The following is a 17,817-nucleotide window of genomic DNA, read 5'->3' on the forward strand; positions in this document are numbered from 1 at the left end:
CTACTCCGTTAACCATGCTTCATGGTCATCAGGTTCAAATACGTTAAGCCGTGCATTAACCAACACTTGTTGCTGCTTGCTAATACTACATTCAAATACACTTAAACCGGACGATTCCCGTACCAGCTGCGTGGCGTGAATTGTTAGTTCTGTGCCAATAGTAAATTCCGTTACTAAGGGTTGATATTTACGGCAACCGAGCAAAAAACCAATTTTCACCTGCCCACCAGCTACCAACCTATTTGCACCGGCATAAGCCGCTATGGTTTGCGCCATATATTCAATGCCAACATAGGCTGGAACTGCACCGCGAGCGCTGTCATAAAACGGGCTATTTTCAGATATTATTAGGCTACAAATACCATAGTCGGCGCCAGCTTCAATAAAGCGGTCAAGCAAGATCATCGGCGCACGATGCGGTAATACTTGTTCAATGCTATAGCCTGTTATCATATTTTTTTACCAAGTATTAGTGCCATATTGTTACCGCCAAATGCAAAGGAGTTAGATAGGCAGTATTGAACACTTCCACGCTGCTGTGGTGCCACCAAGTGTAATGAGGGCAATTCAGGATCGGGCTGTTCGTCCCAGCAGTGGGGGATCAAGTTTTGCGTAGTATTATAGGTTGATAACGTTAACCAGCAAAGTGCTGCTTCAATAGCGCCGGCTGCACCTAAGGTATGGCCGGTCATGCTTTTAGTTGCACTAGCCGGTACTTCGGCTAACCCTAGCTGCGCTAAGGCTTGGCTTTCCATGCTGTCATTCAATGGTGTAGCTGTACCGTGCAAATTTATATAATCTAACTGTATTGGTAAAATACCCGCGTTGTCACAGGCTTGCTTAATGGCCAATACTGCACCACGCCCCTCTGGGTGCGGCGCTGACATATGATGCGCATCAGACGAGGCGCCAGCACCTAGCAAAGCAATACCTTGAGCTCCTTTTTGCATGACAAACAATGCCGCACCTTCACCAATATTAATGCCATCACGGTTAACACTAAACGGCTGGCAGAAGCCAGCTGAGGTTGATTCAAGTGCATGAAAACCATTAATAGTAAGCTGACAAAGTGAATCTACACCACCAACAATTACCGCATCGGCTAGGTCCGCTTGTAATAAATTACGTGCACTCATTAGCGCGCGGGCACTGGATGAGCATGCTGTTGAAATAGCATAACAAGGGCCGGTTACTTCGGCTAGTTGAGCAATAAACTCAGCTGGCGCTAGCATTTCTTGTATCTGGTACTGATAACCCGCAGGATACTGTTGCTGTTGCATATACTGCTGCATTGCGCGCTCGCCTTCGGCAATACCAGAAGTGCTAGTGCCAATAACCACCGCAATACGCTGTGCGCTATATTGCTGGCGTACAACGGCTACTTCTGCCGCAATTTGCTGAAATGCTAGTGCTGCAAGCTGGTTGTTTCGGCTTTGGTATAACGGTGGCCAATGCGATAAGTCAGGCAATGGCGCGCTAACTTCTCCTACCACTACCGCTTTGTCAGATTGCAATAAATCTGTACGCCAGCGCATACCGTCGCGGCTACCTTGTATTGCATTTTGCCATACCTGTTGTTTTGTTTGGCCAAGGGCACAGCATATACCCAGTGCGCTAAGAACCATTTGGGTCATGGCAAATAATCCTGCTGTAAAGTAATAATTTGCAACCTATAGGTTGGTGCTTTAATGATGATTTTCTCGCCGGCAGCAAGTTGACCAGCATTGCTTATTTGTAACAATAGCCTGCCGTCATTATCATACAGCGCTCTTTCATTGCCGTCTTGTTGCAACCTTAGGTGCTGTAACCTAGCCTGTAATTGCTGTTCACTAAGCAGCGCCATTTGCATTTGCGCTAACAACACTTTGGCAAATGCTGGCTGATTAAATGGCGCTATACCCGATACCGTCATTTGATGCTCAGGCTGATAGCTTAGTCGCCACAATTCTTGCCCTAGTGGCGACACGGCGACCAGCAATATTGCCTCTGGCTGTAAAAGTGCACTAATAATAAACTGTTGTTGCTGTGCATTATCGAGCCAAATAACCTGCTGCATTAATTGCTGAGCTGGCTCTGGCCAGGCATCAGTTAATTGATAGTAACCTTCACCTAACGCTATCCAGCTGTCATCTAATGTTGGTTTTAGCTGACAGCCGGTTAATAGCAAAACAAAGATTAAACAGATTCGAGACATATTTCCCTTAGTACATTCATCCTTCGCTCGGTTTCAGCCACATAAGGATTAGTCTCATCCCAAGCATATCCGGCCAAAATAGCACTTATCATTGCTGTGACACCGTCATTACGTTTTGTGCTAAAAATAACGTCTTGGAAGCGACAGTCATACCAAGCTTCAACAAAAAAGCGGAATGTTTTAATACCTTTACGCAGCGGTACACTGAACTCCTGCTCCCAATCGGGTTGCTCGCCATTAAGTTGACGTATTACTAATGGTACCGCGGTGGCAGCAGAGCGCAACGCTATAGTAACGCCTGATGAAAACACCGGGTCAAGAAACTCGCCCGCGTTACCCAATAAGGCATAGTTTTTACCGTATAGCTGTTTTACACTGGCTGAGTAACCAGTGATATTTCTCGCTTCATTTACCGGCTTAGCATTAATCAATAACTCGGCAAGCTTGGGAGTTTGCTGCAACTGCTGCCATAAGTTTTCTTCATGGGAGAGGTTACTATCAAAACGCTCTGTTTTACCCACGACACCAAAGCTAGCCGTACCGTCACTAAACGGAATTAACCAAAACCAAATATCATCGTGTTGATCATGTACCGTGATCAGTATTTTATTCGAGTCAAACTCTGGGTTAGTAATGCCATGATTAATGTGACAAAAATTAGCTTCTCGTATTGGAAAGTTTGATGGAAGTTCTAAATCTAGTAAGCGCGGCAACACTCGGCCAAAGCCACTGGCATCTAACACAAAACTTGCACTAAGTTGGCTGGTATTTTGCTGTTCGTCTTGTACGGTTAATATTGTTAAAGCGTCGGCTGAATTATCAAGACCAATTAAGCTAATACCATAGCGAATTTGCAGCCCTTGTTTTTCAGCTTCATCTGCCAGCAACTTATCAAAGCCAGCACGTTTTACCTGAAAGGTAGTGCCCGGGCCTTCACCAAATTTTTTGGTGAAATCAAAATCGGTATACATTCCTTGCTTTAAAAAAGCGGCACCATTTTTATATTGAAAACCCAGTTCAGCTGCTTGTTGCTGTAAAGCGGGTTCTAAACCGGCTTCTGCTAAAAACTCCATACAATGCGGCAATAAGCTTTCACCAATGCTAAAACGTGGAAAATGCTGTTTTTCAATACACAAAACACTTTTCCCAGCTCGAGCTAACATAGCGCCAGCGCTACTACCAGATGGACCTGCACCTATTATAATGACGTCAAAGTGCTGCATTATTTTCATTCTCCTTTATAGCTAAGATACTAAGTAGCGGCGCTAGCATGCATGCCAAAGCTACACCCAGAAATACTGTTAAACCAAAGCTAGCAATGGCTGGTGTTTTACTAAAACCTAATAAACCAAATGCTAAGCAACTGGTAGTGGCTGACAACAATACTGCCTGCACTACATCTTCATGTTTTAGACCCGCGGTAAAAAATATACCGTAATCTAACGCTAAGGCCAGCACCAATAACGCTGCTATTAAATTAAAAATATTTAACTGTTGCTGGATCTGCAAACTAAGTAGCAAAGCACTACTAATCGCTAGCACTAACACTAATACAATACCGGCTGTAATTTTGCCGCCACGGCGCCAAAGTAATACCATTACAGCAAAGGCTAACGCCACAGCAAACCATAGGCTAAGTTGGTTACGAAGATGCGCCAAGCTGGTGTTAGTGTCGGCAATCGGATCTAGCCAATACGTGCCTTGATACTGCTTAAGCAGCTGGATATCAGAAGCACTTAAGCTTACATTGCGTAGCAAAATAACACTGGCTAGTTGTTTATTTAGCGGCTGTATTTGCTGCATAAAGCTACTGGGAAAACTATCTGGCGTTAGCCTATTGCTGATTAGTGCTGGTGCGTTAAGTTGCAATGTCTGCAAGTAGTGTTGTACTGATTCACTTTGATAAGCCTGTTGCAATAGTTGTTGTAATTCAGTTTGTAGTTGTAATGGCGGCACACGCTGCACAGTTGCTTGCCAGTCGCTTAGTTTGTCTTGCTGCTGCCAGCTATGCAGTAAGTCTTGTAATGCTAACTCCTGCTGCAATAGCTGCTCGGTATTATCGCCTAACAATACAATAAAACGGCTATCCCAGTTTTGACCTCCGCTACTTCGCACTAGCTGCTCTTGCTGCAGCAATGCCGCAGGGCTTTGGTTAAACAAACGCACATCATCACTAAACTGAATTTGCCGCCATAAAGCACTGCTAACTAGTACTAATATAATTATGCCGGTTATAAGCACTAATTTACGGTTAGCTCGACAATACGCTTGGCTAACAACTGCACAAAAGCCTAATAAATAACGATTAACAACCATACTGCGCTTAGGTAACCAAGGTAAAAACACCAGCTGTACCGTTAAAAATGCGGCTATTAAGCCGGCACCCATAAATACCGCCACCTGATTTAATATCGGAAATGGCAAAAACATTAGTGCTAAATAACCCAGTAAAGTAGTAATTAAACCAAGCAGTAACGACGGCAGCATACGCTGAAAGGCACTGCGTCCCTTATTAGCGGCCAAGATGCCATGAAACGAGTAATCGATAGCGATACCAATAAGAGTGGTAGCAAATACTAACCCTAGTACATGCGGCTGCTCAAATATCAGCAATACTGCTGCCAAGCCAAAGGCAGAGGCGAAACTTAATGTAACTAAAGCCAAAACTAACGGGCGCCAGCTAGCAAAGCTAAACCAAATCAGTAATAAAATGGCACTAAGTGAAATACCACCATAAAACTGCATTTCAAAACTGGCATTTTCTGCGGCAATAACAGCATGAAACAACACGCCACTGCGCGCGATATTAAGCTCTGGCCACTGCTGCTGCAATTGTTGTAATTGTCGCTCTAACGCATCTGCCACTATTGCGCCATTGTTGCGATCAAAAGGGTCAATAGCCAAACTAGCGTATAACAATACGGCAGGCTGACCTTCATGGCTTAGCTCAAACCAATTCTGACGAAGTGCTAAGCCGTTACTATTGTTTTGCTGTTCTAAGCGTTGTTGGGTAAGCAACAATGGGTCTTGCAATAATGCATTTGCCAGTAAAGGGGCTGGGCTGTATAGCCGCTGCCAAGCGGCATCAACTAAGGCTTGATACTGCCTACTGCGCAGCAGCGCTAATTGTTCTGGGCTAGCTAACAATGCTTGATGTTGCTGATACAAGTGCTGTAATTGCTGCAATGCGACACCGGGCGAAAGCCAATGCAGTTGTACCGCAGGTTGTTGGGTTAATTGCGTTGCCGCTTGCTGTAACTCTGACAAGCCAGTGCCACTGAGTAAAATACTGATATGGCGACTACTATTATTTTGTTGCATAAGCTGCTGCTGCCACGCTATGCCCGAACTCGGTATTGCAGCAGTGATATTACTACTCCAACGCGCGCTAGGAATTGCAGCCACTAAATAGGCCAGCACAGCAATACCGGCTAGCAACCACAGATATAAGTAACCTTTTTTAAATAAACCACTCACTGCGCTGCCGCTTCAACTTGCAAGGTAATAATAGTGCTGTTGCCATTTTGTTCTTGCAGAGTAACGCTATTAAGTTCGGTTTCGCCACACAATATTATTTGTGTGAACAGTTGATCTAACGGCGCCTGTTTGGGCTGTAACAATGTGCAGCCTGCATTATCTAAGGCTAAATTAAACTGTTGTTGAATAAATTCTACATTTTGCTGTAGCACTGCCAGCATTAACTGGCCAACAAATTCACTGCCAGTAATAGCCACGTATTCCTGCTGCTGCCACTGGCTTACACCTTGGGTCGTAATAAGCAACTTGCTGTCAACCGGTGTAATGGTGTGCCATAGCATTTGTTGCGCAGCAAGATCTAAATAACCACTACTACTCAGTGGCACAGGTAAGCCCTGCAAATTCTTAATTTGAGTAAACAGCACCTTGCCTTGCAACGGCTGCCACGGTAGTAAGTCGGTGCTAGCCTGAGCCAGCACCGAAAATAAACCGCATAACAGTATTACGACAAAGCGCATTGTTCTCATGGTTTGGCATATCCTAGTTTTTCAAACAATATCGCTGGCGACTCAAAGCACATTTGCCGGGTGGCTATATCAATAGCCACTTGAATAGTACTGGCTTTGGTTAACTTTTTACCAGTAGCAAGATCGGTAATTAAATAATCGATGCGTAAACGGTTTTCCCATTCCTTTAGCGTTGCCACCACTTTAATTTTATGGGCAAATAACGCTGAGCCAACATACTTTAATGACATATCAACAATAGGCCACATATAGCCAGAGTCTGACATGTCGTTGTAATCATAATTAAAACTACGTAATAACTCACAGCGCGCCACTTCGAGATATTTTACATAATTACCATGCCAAACTACCTGCATAGCATCAACATCAAAAAATGGTACATCAATAATTATTTCAGCCTGTTTTATTGCAGAATTATGCATCTGCAGTCTCCTGATATAAGGGCCAATGCTGCTGCTGAATTTGACCAATTAACTGCCGCAAGCTGTGCTCTAACGGTCGGTCTTCTTCTAGTAGCGGATAGTCTTGCTGCAGCTGATTTAACATCTGCTGCATATCAGTGGTTAGGCTAGTATCGTTTAATTCGCCTTGATTAATTCTTAGCTGCACGCCCTGCTTTACTGCTAGTAATGAAGCGGCAACAACTTGCTCGGTTAATTGCAATACCCGCAAGCAATCACGCGCGGCAATAGTGCCCATGCTAACTTTATCTTGGTTATGACATTCGGTAGAGCGCGAAAACACACTGGCTGGCATGGTTAACTTCAGCGCTTCAGCGGTCCAGGCACTGCAGCCTATCTGTACAGCTTTAAAGCCATGGTTTATATGACGACGCTCTGCCGTTGCACCAGATAAGTTTGACGGTAAGCCATTATTAAATTTGCTATCAACCAATAACGCCATTTGTCTATCGTGTAAATCAGCTAAATTAGCCACTGCTGTTTTCATGCTATCCATAACCATAGCAATGTGGCCACCATAAAAATGCCCGCCGTGTAAAACGTGCTCACCAATACCGTCAATAATGGGGTTGTCATTGGCACTATTAAGTTCATTTTCGATAGTGTGCTTAAACCACGGTAAGGCATCGCGCAATACACCAATAATATGCGGCGCACAACGAATAGAATATCGGTCTTGTAAACGGTCTGAATTACGCGGATGCTCATGATGATTTAAATCGTTTCTGATCCAACTCGCCACTTCATTTTGACCAGCGTGAGGTTTTACACTAAATAAAATTTCATCAAAATGATTGCTGTTACCTTTTAAAGCCAAGCTGGCCAATGCAGTAATACGGCTAGATAAACGCGTTAGGTATTCTGCGCGCTGATAAGCCAAACAGGCTAATGCCGTCATCACCGCAGTGCCATTCATAATGGCTAAGCCTTCTTTTGGCCGTAGCTTAATAGGCGTTAAACCCTGCTCGGGCAACACGTCGGCTATCTGGCGCACTTCGCCTTTAAAATACACCTCGCGCTCGCCAATTAAACTGGCGGCAACATAAGACAGCGGCGTTAAGTCTCCACTTGCACCAACACTACCCTCTTGAGGGATCCGCGGTATTATATCTAAGTTTAAATAAGTGGTTAACTGGTGCAATAAAGGCCAACTAACCCCAGAATAACCTTGAGTTAGCGAGCATAAGCGCGTGGCCAGAATGGCGCGTCCTTGCTCTGGTGTAAAGTAATCACCCAAGCCACAACCATGAAAGCGGGTTAAATGAATTGGTAACTCATGCACTTGCGATAATGGCACTTTTACCGTACAGCTATCGCCGTAGCCTGTGGTTACGCCGTAAATAACACCATCTTCTTCGAGCAATTTATCTAGAAATGCGACACCAGCGTCAATTTGGCGCTGAAAAAGTGGGGCGTCACTTAGGGCAACATTGAGGTGTTGCTGCGCTATTGCACTAATTTGTTCAATACTAATTCGACCATTACCAAAGATAACAGCAGTGGAAGAAGAATGCTTAGCAGAGTCAGTTACTACTGTTGTCACCAGAATGTTCCTTGTGTTGTCCGGCGCCAGGAAGCTGCCAGAAATCATAAAAATTAAACCACTGTAAAGGATAGCGGCATGCTACTTGTTCTAGCACATTGGCATAGCGTTGTGCTTGCTCGGTAATAATTAACTGGCGCTGCTTACGCGGTATGCTAATGCACTGTGCAAAGGGTTCAAACATTAGGCTATAGCCATCTTGCTGCTTTAAACAAAACATTAGGTATACTGGGCACTGCAACACGCTAGCTAGCACCCAAGGGCCAATAGCAAACGGCGCCGGCTTACCAAGAAAATTGGCCCATACTGTGCGCTCTGGGGCTTGTGCAGAAATACGGTCGCCAACAATAACTACCAACTCGCCGCGCTCGATACAATCGCTAAGCATTACACTAACGGCTGGGGTTAACTCAGTAACTTCAATTAATCGCAGGTCAACATCGCTGCTGCTTTCTTTTAAAATTCGGTTAAATGCGGCGGTATGCTGGGTGTGCGCTAACACGTTAATTTTAATTGGGTACTTACTGCGAACCAAAGCACGACACACTTCTTGGTTACCTAAGTGGCTGCCAATAATTAGTGCGCCTTTGCCCGAATAGACAATATTCTCAAAGGGTAAACTGCCGCCATAAGTGACTTTACTTCGTGGAATACGGTCTAACCAACCGTCAATTTTATCGAGTGCAGCTTGGGCAAACTGCCAAAAATGCAGATAGCTTTGCCAATAACCGGGTTTGTGTTTAAACGGGCTATCGGCGCCTTTAAATTGATGCACCTGCTGCAAAAAATCGAGCGACGCATTACGAGCACTGCGGTCTTTAAGAAAAAAATATGCCAGCACCGGCGCTAAGCACAGCACTATTAACCACTTACCGCCAAAGCGGTACAGGGTTAGCAACATGCGAATAGCGATGTAGCTACCGTTTTCTTGCTTTTTAGCCCAATGTGTTTGCTTAGCCTTCATGTTTTACTCGTTGGCGACGCGTTAGTAAATGCGGCACACGCCATAACATGCCAAAAAACAATCGCGTATGCATTTTACTAATTAGCCAATTGTCTCGCAGCATTTTAAAGTTTGAACGCCCACCTGGCGGATAAATTACCTTAGTGGCAATAAAGTACACAGGCACATCATGCCAGAACAATCGCACCATGATGTCGGTGTCGAAATCCATCCGCTGACCAATAGCATACCGCTGCATAATGTCGACACAACTTTGCAGTGGATAAACGCGAAAGCCGAGCATAGAGTCTTTAATTTGTAACGACAGCGTTTCAATGCGCACCCAAAAATGGGTAATTTCGCGGCCTATTTTACGCCCTATTGGCATAGAGCTATCATATACCGGCGCACCACTAATTAGCGCTTGTGGGTACTGCGCCGATTTTTGCCAAAACAAGGGTATGTCGGTAATGTCATGCTGGCCATCAGCATCAATTTGTAACGCATGGCTAAAGCCACGCTGGTAGGCATGTTGCATGGCAGTACACATAGCCACACCTTTACCAGAATTTTGTTGCAGTGTTATCACCTCAACTTGCTGATGCTGCGACGCTAGTTCAGCTAGTACCTGCTTAGTTGCTGCATCCGATCCATCATCAGCAATAATAACTGAATAACCAAATGGCAGCAGTTGCTGCACCGTGTGCGCTATGGTGTCATGGTGGTTATAGATTGGAATAACAAAACAATTATGCATCGCCTTTTAAGGCCCACTTTAAGCGGCCTGAGGCGACTTTTTGTTGTTGCTTAAAATAACTAAACTGAGTGGTGCTTTCGCCATTCAGCTCAAGTAATAAGGTTAAACTATCATGTGGGCGAATCATTACCTGAAACTTTAATACCTCAACGGACACCACCTCAGCCAGTTGAGAAAAGTGCTGTTTACAATACTCTACAACCCAATGCAGCTGAGTAACCCCTGCCAGCACTGGTGCTTGTGGAAAATGGCCATCAAAATAGGCAATTTCTGGGTTAATACCTAATTGCAACTCCACTTTGTGGTCGCTATGTTGCAGTACCTGTACTGTAGGAAATAAGTTAGTCATGATAAAACAGAGCTTCCAGTTGCATCAGCGGCAGTTTACCCTGCTGATTGTAGGGCAAAGCCGACACGTAGCGAAATTTTTTCGGTAACATTACACGCTCAAAGCGCTGCAGTAAATGTTGCTTTAAATATTGGTTTACCGCTAATTTACCCTGTTGTTGTAATAAATGCTCACCGGCTTCGGTTAATACCACAGCCAATGCCAGCTGAGCTTTAGCTTGCTGCAATACTGCGGCAGCAACTTCAGCCACTAATGGGCAGGTAAGGCAGTGATGCTCAACTTCAGGTAACGACAAGCGTTTTTCTTCAATTTTGACAATTCGGTCCAACCGACCTAGCAAGTGAAAGGTATCTGCAGTGAGTAATTGCACCTGATCTGCAGTGGTAAAGGTACCAACACCATCAAGATAAGGCGAGTTAACCTGCAGCGCCAGCTGCTGATTTTGACTGATACTAATGCCTGAAAACGCCTGCCAAGGTGTATCTGCACTGCTACGTTGCCTAAAAGCGATACCACCGGTTTCTGTGCTGCCAAACACCTCTGTTGGTGCCTGCCCTAAGGCGCCAATATAGCGCGCTGGAATATCATCAGCTAAGGGGCCACCTGAACTAAAAATACGCAGACATTGCTTAGCAACAGGTGCCAGAATTGCAATATCATCAAATCGAGCTAAATGAGCAGGGCTGGCAATAAACACCAGTTGATAACTCTGCAGTAAGTCTTGCCATTGCTCTAAATAACTTAGCTGCTGTCGATATTGCAAATGGCCAAAACATAAAGGCCACAACATACGAAACAACAAACCGTAAATATGCTGATAAGACACAGTAGCGGCAAATAAGGTGCTCTGGTTAAAGCCAATCGCAAACTGCGCCTGCAGTGTTTGTACTTCTAATAACAACTGAGTTAATTGTTTAGTAACAAGCTTAGGTTGCCCAGTAGAGCCAGAGGTAAAAAAACTCACTTTGGTGTTATTGCTTAGCAGCAATATGTCCTGAAAGCCTCGGTTAACGTCGTCGTTTATAGTGCACACTTCAAAAAGCGCACTAGGTGCTTGCCAATCACAATGCTCCATCGCAAGTGCTAAGGTGTGTGGCTGGTTATCTGGCGCTAGTACTATGTGTTTGCCCAGTTGGCTAAGGGCAACAAACCATAATGAAAACCACAACGCATCAGATTGATATAGTAAAACAGTATTGCCCGAACAAGCAGAAACGTAGGCTTTAACCTGCAGTAATTGTTGTTGCCATTGCTGTGCAGTAACAACATTAATACCGTCAGTAAATAGCGGATCTGTTGCTGATGACCAACCTAAGTGCCAATGGTTATTTTGCTGTTTTAACAACGCGTCTTACCTGCCACTCTATAAACATCAGCAACCCCATTAGTACATAGGCGATAAGGCCGTTGTATAACAGCCACAGATCCCAATTACCCAGCACAGCAGTAACAAACGCTATGCTGCCATTTAATAAGAAAAACACACACCATACTTGGGTCACTTTACGTGTATAAGCTATAGCTTTTTCATCCAGCTCGCCGTCCATAAGTTTCGCAATACGCTCAACCACCGTAGGTGGGTAGCGTAAAGAGTAGCCAAACAATGACAACATGCCAGCGTTCATCCATACCGGATAATACAACATGGCGTGTTCAGATTGGCCTAACAGCATAGCTAGCACCAAGCCGAGGCAGGTTAGTAAAAAAAAACCACGGCTAGCCAAGCCTGCATCACCGGTAAACGATTTAAGCAAGGCAATACTGGCAATTGGCAACAGTGCGGTAGCCGGATGCCAGTGGTTTATTGCCCACCAAACGTAAACGGGGTAAAGCAGCAGCGATACTTTTAAAGCCGCACTAAGTAGGCCCTTTACGCGCATTAAACTTCAATCAAAGCATAAACCGCGTTAACTACGTCACCTACAGTGCGCACAGACTTAAAGGCTTCTGGTTCAATTTTTTTACCAGTAAGCTCACGCAGCTTTACAACTAAATCTACTGCATCAATACTGTCTAAATCTAAATCTTCGTATAAGTGCGCATCTAAATTAATTTGCTCAGCATCAAGCTCAAACTCTTTTACCATCAACTGCTGCAGCAGATTAAACACATCTTGTTTAGTTTTCATTATTTGCTCCAGTTACTGCTGTTGGCTAACATACAATGCCAGCTTATTCAGGCTGGCAAAATGCTGTTTATTTTGTTCAGAGTTTGCATCAGGTTTAATGTTATATTGTTTTTTTAATGCTTGGCCTAATTCCAGCGCATCAATTGAATCTAGCCCTAAGCCGTCAACAAATAACGGTGCGTCATCATCTATGTCATCTGGAGTAATATCTTCTAACTCCAATGTAGTAATAATCAGCTGCTTAAGTTCGAGTTTCAAAGAGTTCATGTTGCTTTACTGCCTGTTGATAAAAAATTTGTAAATCCCTAGTAAGCTGACGTGCAGCTAACGAAGGGGACTGAATAGTTTCTAAATTATCGTCTAGTTGAATATCTTTCAAATACTGAATGCTCAACCTAGGCTTTGTTGCCGGTACCTGGTACCACTTTTCTTGTTTGGTGAGGGTACTTGGCTGACAACAAATATACAATGCTAGATATCCACGCCTTGCTCGCAGCCCGATATTGGCTGCCCCGCGTTGAAAAAACAACTCAGCTCCTGGTGTAGTACGCGTGCCCTCTGGAAAAATAATTAAATTATTGCCTTTTTGCAAAGATGCAGCGCAATCATCTAATAATTTATCCGGATCGGAGTTACTAATATAGCCAGTGCTAGTAATCACACCTCGCATAAACGGGTTACGAAATAGCTGCGCTTTAACCACGCAGTCGGCTTGCGGAGTCATCGCAATTAATGCAACCACATCAATTAAGCTAGGATGGTTAGCAATAATAATCTGACCACGTGCCTCACGCAGTTTAGTTGCCGCAGTTAAATTAAAATTAAAAATGCCAACAAACCGCATTAAAGCAATAAAGCCTTTAAAGGTAATATGCACGGTATTGCGGGCTTGAAATTTACGTTGCTCCACATCGCGAATAAACAAACGCTGTAGCGGAAATACCGTGATAGATAGCAACACGCCGCCAACACCAAAGGATACAAAGCAAAAGCCCGTAGCTAAAATACGATACCAGTGATTTAATCTTTGCATTAGCTCACCTTACGCCACAACCATTGCCGCAGATGCCCAGCCAACTCTAATTGATTTTGTTCACCTTGTAAAAACGGCACTAATTTAAACGCTTGATCAGACTCAGCTTGGCTAGCTGCATTACTTTGCATAATAAACTGCACTAATTGCCCTTCGCTACGATGCAATAGCAGTGCTAGCGCAATTGGCATTGACGGATCTTGGCAAAATTGCTGATAAGGTTCTGGCACAGGCTCATCAGCATACACAACTAATAGCTGGGTTAAATCTGGCTCGCTACTAAAGCGCGCTGCTGCTTCTAATACGGCATAATGCAAAGTATCTGCGCCTGCTGCAATCGCATTACTGTCAGCTTGATTCTGGCTATACATACTAAATTGACCACTAATAGCGTTATGTACCGATAAAGCAAACTGTGAGGGCGATAATTCTTCTTGGCGACCAAGCTGCTGCAGTAGCTGCAACGTTTTATGCAAATCGCCATGCCGAGAAGCAAAAACAGTAGGCAACTGACCGCTGCTTTGCTCTGCACTGGCTTGTAAGGCAACATCAAACGCGAGCTTAGTTAATTTACTTAAACGTCGGCGTGTCATTGCAGGCACTTGATTTAATTGCGGTTGCATAGCAGCGCCTGAGTTAGCATTATCTTTATTGCTTGGTGACGGCATCCAAATTGCCCATGATTTTATATATAATTCCATATAGCATCACCCATTACCTAAAATAACACCGCTAAAAACCGTGTATCATATATAAAGCACAGGTAAAAACAAAATAAAAATGCTCTAATTCAATATTGATTGACCCACAGGGCCGTTAACGTGCAAAATCACTAGTTCGATACATTTAGTAGGTATAAATAATACAAGATGCGCAGAGTATTAGTGATCCATTATTCGCAAACTGGCCAGCTTAGCCGGGTGGTTTCCTCTGTGTGTTCGCCGTTGCAACAGGCTGATAGCATTAAGATTGATTTTCTTGCTGTGCAACCCGTTACCGCCTATCCATTTCCTTGGCCGTTTGTGCGTTTTTTTACCATTTTCCCTGAAACAGTACTACAGGTGCCGCAACCGTTACTGCCACCAACAACTGCACTAGCCGATAAATACGACCTAATCATTTTGGCCTATCAAGTATGGTTTTTATCACCATCGCTGCCTATCAGTAGTTTTTTGCAAAGTCCATTAGCGCAACAATTATTTCAAAACACCCCCGTTGTAACCTTAATTGGCTGCCGCAATATGTGGCTGATGGCTCAAGAAAAAGTTAAAGCGCACCTACAACGGCTGCAAGCGAACTTAGTCGATAATATTGCCCTAGTAGACAAATGTGGCAGTGCGGCTAGCTTTCTTGCCACGCCAATGTGGATGTTTACCGGTAAACAGCAAGCTAAACGCTGGTTGCCTAAAGCCGGTATCAGTGAACAAGATATTGCCGCGGCCAGCCGCTTTGGTGAGCGTATCGTCCAACGTTTACAAGCTGACGATAGCGTTATTACTTGCAGTATGCTAACTGGGCTGCAAGCCGTAACTATTGATGAAAAATTAATTGCTAGTGAGCGCGTTGGCAACCATAGCTTTAGTATCTGGGCTAGGTTGTTATATAAACTGGGGCCAGAGCATAGTGTGCGCCGCAAATTAGGTTTAATGGTTTATGTGTGTTTTTTACTGCTATTAATTGTTACCGTGGTGCCCATTACCGCGCTGGTAAAAACATTGCTGGCGCCGTTAACTAAAAAACGTATCGCCAAGCAAAAACGCTATTTTGCTGCACCGTCTGGTGAATAAAACAGTACAGATCAGTTTAAGAAGTAAGTTGAAGGTAATTTGATGTCCATACACCCCGTTTATATTAGTCGCATTGCAGCAGAATTGCCCTTTGATGCCGTATCAAATGAGCAAATGGAAACCCGGTTAGGGCTGGTGGGTAATAAACCTTCCCGAGCTAGGCGCCTAATTCTACGCAGCAACGGTATTACGCAACGCCACTATGTTATTGATCCGGCTACCGGCAAAGCGGGTTTAAATAATGCGCAGTTAGCAGCTGCAGCAATTCGCAAACTTTGCTCTACTCCTGAGCAACTAAATAGCATTGAATGTCTTGCTGCTAGCACTTCAGCCCCCGATCAGCTAATGCCGAATCACGCAGTTATGGTGCACGGCGAACTGGGTAACCCACCTTGTGAAGTTGTGGCCACGGCTGGCATTTGTTTGTGTGGTATTACCGCACTGAAGTACGCTTGGATGAGTGTTGCCAGCGGCAACAGCCGTAATGCCGTAGCTTGCGGCTCTGAAGTTGCTTCTAATATGATGCACGCGCGTAATTTTAATGCTGAGGCTGAAGCAAAATTAGAACTGTTAGGCAAGCAACCAGAATTAGCATTTGAAAAAGATTTTTTACGCTGGATGCTGTCAGATGGCGCAGGTGCAGTGTGGCTACAAAATGAGCCTGCTGCAGATGGGTTAAGCTTACGTGTACATTGGATTGATATTATCTCGTTCGCTAACCAGCTACCTACTTGCATGTATGCTGGGGCGGAACATACCGAAACGGGCTTACAAGGCTGGACTCATTTTGACGCCGCAGGCCGTGCTGAGCAATCGGTAATGTCGGTTAAGCAAGATGTTAAACTACTTAATGAAAATATCGTTACTGTTACCGTAGAGCAGGCGCTATTGCGTGTGTTAGAAAAACATCCCATGTTGCCCGAGCAAATAGATTATTTTTTACCACATTATTCATCAGAATACTTTCGCGACCGGCTGCTAACCGGCTTAGAGAATATTAATTTTGTGATCCCGCAGCATAAATGGTTTACTAATCTTACCACTAAAGGTAACACCGGCTCCGCCTCTATTTTTATTATGCTAGAAGAGTTGTTTCATAGCGGAAAGCTACTGGCTGGCGAAACTATTCTTTGCTACATCCCAGAAAGTGGCCGTTTTTCTAGTGCCTTTATGCTATTAGAAGTGGTTGGCAATGAAGCTTGATGATGTACCTCAGCATGATAGCAGTAGCTATGGCGGCCACAAAAAGCTGCTGTACGTTACCAACAGCAACGGCCGCTATACTGGCAGCCAAAGCAGTGGCTGGGACACAGAAGCCTTTGCTACCGCTTTAGCGGTTGAAGCGCTAGAACAGCAAGCAGCAGCCGCCTACAACCAATGGCAGCAGGGGCATTTGTCACCTCTGCCTTACCTAATGTATCAAGCTAGACTAGATGAAACAGGCCTAAGCCAGATTAGCGGTTTTTGGCGTTGGCGTATTCGCCGCCATTTTAAACCCACACACTACCGCCGCTTATCGTTACGTATCCTACAGCGTTACAGCGACGCGTTAGCTGTGCCTTTAGCCCAGCTGCAGGCTTATCAGTTACCAGTATCTTCGCAGGAATAACATGACCTTTATTCATCAACAAAGTGCACACTGCGAAAGCGGCGTTATGTCTAGTTTACTAACCAATGCAGGTTTTCCTATTAGTGAGCCTATGGTTTTTGGCCTATCGTCGGCGTTAGCGTTTGCTTATTTGCCCATTGTTAAGCTCAACGGCATGCCGCTGATAGCATATCGTATGCCACCAAAACATATTATTAATACGTTAAATAAACGCTTAGGGCTTAATATTCAAAGCCAGCGTTTTAGCCAAGTTAAAGCAGGCCAGCAGGCGCTTGATCAGGCTTTAGCTAAACAACAAGCTGTTGGCTTACAAACTAGTGTGTTTTGGTTACCGTATTTTCCCGCGGAAATGCGTTTTCATTTTAATGCCCATAACCTATTGGTATACGGCAAAGAACATAACAATTACCTGATCAGTGATCCGGTATTTGAAGACGTAGTGCAATGTGACGTTGTGGCATTAAATAAAGCCCGTTTTGCTAAAGGTGCGCTGGCGCCAAAAGGCTTAATGTACACTTTAGGTAATACGCCAGCAGAGCCAAATTGGCCAGTGCTAATTCGCCAAAGCATTAAAGCAACCAGCCGCATTCTAGATGGCTTGCCCTTGCCGTGGATTGGTGTGCGCGGTATTTTTCATTTAGCGAAAAAAATTGAACAGCTTGATCCAAGCGCCATAAAATATAATCGCTTATATCTCACTCATATAGTACGAATGCAAGAAGAAATAGGCACAGGTGGGGCTGGGTTTCGTTTTATGTATGCGTCTTTTTTACAAGAAGCGGCCGATAAGCTAAATGAAGCCATGTTGCACGATGCTGCGAATAAAATGACATTAATTGGTGATGGTTGGCGCGGCTTTGCGTCATTACTGGTGCAGTACTGTAAAGCCAAACAAGCTACACCTGACTTTGCTCAACTCGCTGCAGCTTTACGTCAGTTAGCGCAACAAGAGCGTGAATTAATGCAGCAATTGGCCGCATGGAGTAAAACACCAGTTAAAGCCTAACTT

The 17,817-nt window shown here is 44.4% G+C and carries 21 protein-coding genes; 4 read left to right on the forward strand and 17 right to left on the reverse strand.

All coding sequences use genetic code 11. The features are described 5' to 3' along the window. From E0Z06_RS14735 to E0Z06_RS14815, 17 genes are read right to left on the reverse strand one after another with little or no spacing between them, the layout of a single operon-like run. On the reverse strand, positions 1–453 hold the full coding sequence (locus E0Z06_RS14735; protein WP_132586305.1) for a hotdog family protein: 453 nt from the start codon (positions 451–453) through the stop codon (positions 1–3). Further along, complete coding sequence (locus E0Z06_RS14740) at positions 450–1,634, reverse strand: beta-ketoacyl-[acyl-carrier-protein] synthase family protein (protein WP_132586308.1); 1,185 nt, start codon at positions 1,632–1,634, stop codon at positions 450–452. The genes E0Z06_RS14735 and E0Z06_RS14740 overlap by 4 nt, the downstream gene beginning before the upstream one ends. Next, complete coding sequence (locus tag E0Z06_RS14745; RefSeq protein ID WP_132586311.1) at positions 1,631–2,194, reverse strand: DUF3261 domain-containing protein; 564 nt, start codon at positions 2,192–2,194, stop codon at positions 1,631–1,633. Before E0Z06_RS14745 ends, E0Z06_RS14740 begins: the two co-directional genes overlap by 4 nt. Beyond that, complete coding sequence (locus tag E0Z06_RS14750; RefSeq protein ID WP_132586314.1) at positions 2,176–3,417, reverse strand: NAD(P)/FAD-dependent oxidoreductase; 1,242 nt, start codon at positions 3,415–3,417, stop codon at positions 2,176–2,178. The genes E0Z06_RS14745 and E0Z06_RS14750 overlap by 19 nt, the downstream gene beginning before the upstream one ends. Continuing rightward, positions 3,404–5,671, reverse strand: a complete 2,268-nt coding sequence (locus E0Z06_RS14755; RefSeq protein WP_132586317.1) for a hypothetical protein — start codon at positions 5,669–5,671, stop codon at positions 3,404–3,406. The genes E0Z06_RS14750 and E0Z06_RS14755 overlap by 14 nt, the downstream gene beginning before the upstream one ends. Further along, positions 5,668–6,198: an outer membrane lipoprotein carrier protein LolA gene (locus tag E0Z06_RS14760; RefSeq protein WP_132586320.1), complete on the reverse strand. Its 531-nt coding sequence runs from the start codon at positions 6,196–6,198 to the stop codon at positions 5,668–5,670. Before E0Z06_RS14760 ends, E0Z06_RS14755 begins: the two co-directional genes overlap by 4 nt. Beyond that, the gene (locus E0Z06_RS14765; RefSeq protein ID WP_132586323.1) at positions 6,195–6,620 is read right to left on the reverse strand and encodes a thioesterase family protein; all 426 of its coding nucleotides are present in this window, start codon (positions 6,618–6,620) and stop codon (positions 6,195–6,197) included. Before E0Z06_RS14765 ends, E0Z06_RS14760 begins: the two co-directional genes overlap by 4 nt. Further along, positions 6,613–8,202, reverse strand: coding sequence for an aromatic amino acid ammonia-lyase (locus tag E0Z06_RS14770; RefSeq protein ID WP_243695523.1), 1,590 nt, complete (start codon positions 8,200–8,202; stop codon positions 6,613–6,615). The genes E0Z06_RS14765 and E0Z06_RS14770 overlap by 8 nt, the downstream gene beginning before the upstream one ends. Beyond that, positions 8,183–9,166 carry an acetyltransferase gene (locus E0Z06_RS14775; protein ID WP_132586329.1) on the reverse strand — a complete coding sequence of 328 codons (984 nt, stop codon included), beginning with the start codon at positions 9,164–9,166 and terminating at the stop codon, positions 8,183–8,185. Before E0Z06_RS14775 ends, E0Z06_RS14770 begins: the two co-directional genes overlap by 20 nt. Next, complete coding sequence (locus E0Z06_RS14780; RefSeq protein ID WP_132586332.1) at positions 9,156–9,902, reverse strand: glycosyltransferase family 2 protein; 747 nt, start codon at positions 9,900–9,902, stop codon at positions 9,156–9,158. The genes E0Z06_RS14775 and E0Z06_RS14780 overlap by 11 nt, the downstream gene beginning before the upstream one ends. Next, the gene (locus tag E0Z06_RS14785; protein WP_132586335.1) at positions 9,895–10,251 is read right to left on the reverse strand and encodes a thioester dehydrase; all 357 of its coding nucleotides are present in this window, start codon (positions 10,249–10,251) and stop codon (positions 9,895–9,897) included. Before E0Z06_RS14785 ends, E0Z06_RS14780 begins: the two co-directional genes overlap by 8 nt. Beyond that, positions 10,244–11,596 (reverse strand): AMP-binding protein, encoded by a 1,353-nt coding sequence (locus tag E0Z06_RS14790; protein WP_132586338.1) that lies wholly within the window; start codon positions 11,594–11,596, stop codon positions 10,244–10,246. Before E0Z06_RS14790 ends, E0Z06_RS14785 begins: the two co-directional genes overlap by 8 nt. After that, positions 11,577–12,131, reverse strand: coding sequence for a hypothetical protein (locus E0Z06_RS14795; RefSeq protein ID WP_132586341.1), 555 nt, complete (start codon positions 12,129–12,131; stop codon positions 11,577–11,579). The genes E0Z06_RS14790 and E0Z06_RS14795 overlap by 20 nt, the downstream gene beginning before the upstream one ends. Beyond that, complete coding sequence (locus tag E0Z06_RS14800) at positions 12,131–12,379, reverse strand: acyl carrier protein (RefSeq protein ID WP_132586344.1); 249 nt, start codon at positions 12,377–12,379, stop codon at positions 12,131–12,133. The genes E0Z06_RS14795 and E0Z06_RS14800 overlap by 1 nt, the downstream gene beginning before the upstream one ends. A 12-nt stretch (positions 12,380–12,391) precedes the next feature. Beyond that, positions 12,392–12,646: a phosphopantetheine-binding protein gene (locus E0Z06_RS14805; RefSeq protein ID WP_132586347.1), complete on the reverse strand. Its 255-nt coding sequence runs from the start codon at positions 12,644–12,646 to the stop codon at positions 12,392–12,394. Beyond that, entirely contained in the window at positions 12,621–13,412 is a 792-nt protein-coding gene (locus tag E0Z06_RS14810; protein WP_132586350.1) for a lysophospholipid acyltransferase family protein, read from the reverse strand. Before E0Z06_RS14810 ends, E0Z06_RS14805 begins: the two co-directional genes overlap by 26 nt. After that, a complete protein-coding gene (locus tag E0Z06_RS14815; RefSeq protein ID WP_132586353.1) occupies positions 13,412–14,113 on the reverse strand; it encodes a beta-ketoacyl synthase chain length factor in 702 nt (233 codons plus the stop codon). Before E0Z06_RS14815 ends, E0Z06_RS14810 begins: the two co-directional genes overlap by 1 nt. 168 nt (positions 14,114–14,281) lie before the next feature. Here E0Z06_RS14815 and E0Z06_RS14820 point away from each other — a divergent pair, with 168 nt between their 5' ends. From E0Z06_RS14820 to E0Z06_RS14835, 4 genes are read left to right on the forward strand one after another with little or no spacing between them, the layout of a single operon-like run. Next, entirely contained in the window at positions 14,282–15,199 is a 918-nt protein-coding gene (locus E0Z06_RS14820) for a dialkylrecorsinol condensing enzyme (protein WP_132586356.1), read from the forward strand. A gap of 42 nt (positions 15,200–15,241) precedes the next feature. Further along, positions 15,242–16,402, forward strand: a complete 1,161-nt coding sequence (locus E0Z06_RS14825; RefSeq protein ID WP_132586359.1) for a beta-ketoacyl-ACP synthase III — start codon at positions 15,242–15,244, stop codon at positions 16,400–16,402. Beyond that, on the forward strand, positions 16,392–16,808 hold the full coding sequence (locus E0Z06_RS14830; protein ID WP_132586362.1) for a hypothetical protein: 417 nt from the start codon (positions 16,392–16,394) through the stop codon (positions 16,806–16,808). Before E0Z06_RS14825 ends, E0Z06_RS14830 begins: the two co-directional genes overlap by 11 nt. A 1-nt stretch (position 16,809) precedes the next feature. Continuing rightward, the gene (locus E0Z06_RS14835; protein ID WP_132586365.1) at positions 16,810–17,814 is read left to right on the forward strand and encodes a BtrH N-terminal domain-containing protein; all 1,005 of its coding nucleotides are present in this window, start codon (positions 16,810–16,812) and stop codon (positions 17,812–17,814) included. The last annotated feature ends 3 nt before the right edge of the window (positions 17,815–17,817 follow it).

The organism is Rheinheimera sp. D18 (genome assembly GCF_004345025.1).
GTDB classification, from domain to species: domain Bacteria; phylum Pseudomonadota; class Gammaproteobacteria; order Enterobacterales; family Alteromonadaceae; genus Alishewanella; species Alishewanella metallidurans.

Excerpts from the sequence above, each read along its gene's own strand:
- E0Z06_RS14735 (WP_132586305.1), bottom strand. The coding sequence starts at position 453 with ATGATAACAGGCTATAGCATTGAACAAGTATTACCGCATCGTGCGCCG.
- E0Z06_RS14740 (WP_132586308.1), bottom strand. The coding sequence starts at position 1,634 with ATGACCCAAATGGTTCTTAGCGCACTGGGTATATGCTGTGCCCTTGGC.
- E0Z06_RS14745 (WP_132586311.1), bottom strand. The coding sequence starts at position 2,194 with ATGTCTCGAATCTGTTTAATCTTTGTTTTGCTATTAACCGGCTGTCAG.
- E0Z06_RS14750 (WP_132586314.1), bottom strand. The coding sequence starts at position 3,417 with ATGCAGCACTTTGACGTCATTATAATAGGTGCAGGTCCATCTGGTAGT.
- E0Z06_RS14760 (WP_132586320.1), bottom strand. The coding sequence starts at position 6,198 with ATGAGAACAATGCGCTTTGTCGTAATACTGTTATGCGGTTTATTTTCG.
- E0Z06_RS14765 (WP_132586323.1), bottom strand. The coding sequence starts at position 6,620 with ATGCATAATTCTGCAATAAAACAGGCTGAAATAATTATTGATGTACCA.
- E0Z06_RS14775 (WP_132586329.1), bottom strand. The coding sequence starts at position 9,166 with ATGAAGGCTAAGCAAACACATTGGGCTAAAAAGCAAGAAAACGGTAGC.
- E0Z06_RS14780 (WP_132586332.1), bottom strand. The coding sequence starts at position 9,902 with ATGCATAATTGTTTTGTTATTCCAATCTATAACCACCATGACACCATA.
- E0Z06_RS14785 (WP_132586335.1), bottom strand. The coding sequence starts at position 10,251 with ATGACTAACTTATTTCCTACAGTACAGGTACTGCAACATAGCGACCAC.
- E0Z06_RS14795 (WP_132586341.1), bottom strand. The coding sequence starts at position 12,131 with ATGCGCGTAAAGGGCCTACTTAGTGCGGCTTTAAAAGTATCGCTGCTG.
- E0Z06_RS14800 (WP_132586344.1), bottom strand. The coding sequence starts at position 12,379 with ATGAAAACTAAACAAGATGTGTTTAATCTGCTGCAGCAGTTGATGGTA.
- E0Z06_RS14805 (WP_132586347.1), bottom strand. The coding sequence starts at position 12,646 with ATGAACTCTTTGAAACTCGAACTTAAGCAGCTGATTATTACTACATTG.
- E0Z06_RS14810 (WP_132586350.1), bottom strand. The coding sequence starts at position 13,412 with ATGCAAAGATTAAATCACTGGTATCGTATTTTAGCTACGGGCTTTTGC.
- E0Z06_RS14815 (WP_132586353.1), bottom strand. The coding sequence starts at position 14,113 with ATGGAATTATATATAAAATCATGGGCAATTTGGATGCCGTCACCAAGC.
- E0Z06_RS14820 (WP_132586356.1), top strand. The coding sequence starts at position 14,282 with ATGCGCAGAGTATTAGTGATCCATTATTCGCAAACTGGCCAGCTTAGC.
- E0Z06_RS14825 (WP_132586359.1), top strand. The coding sequence starts at position 15,242 with ATGTCCATACACCCCGTTTATATTAGTCGCATTGCAGCAGAATTGCCC.
- E0Z06_RS14830 (WP_132586362.1), top strand. The coding sequence starts at position 16,392 with ATGAAGCTTGATGATGTACCTCAGCATGATAGCAGTAGCTATGGCGGC.
- E0Z06_RS14835 (WP_132586365.1), top strand. The coding sequence starts at position 16,810 with ATGACCTTTATTCATCAACAAAGTGCACACTGCGAAAGCGGCGTTATG.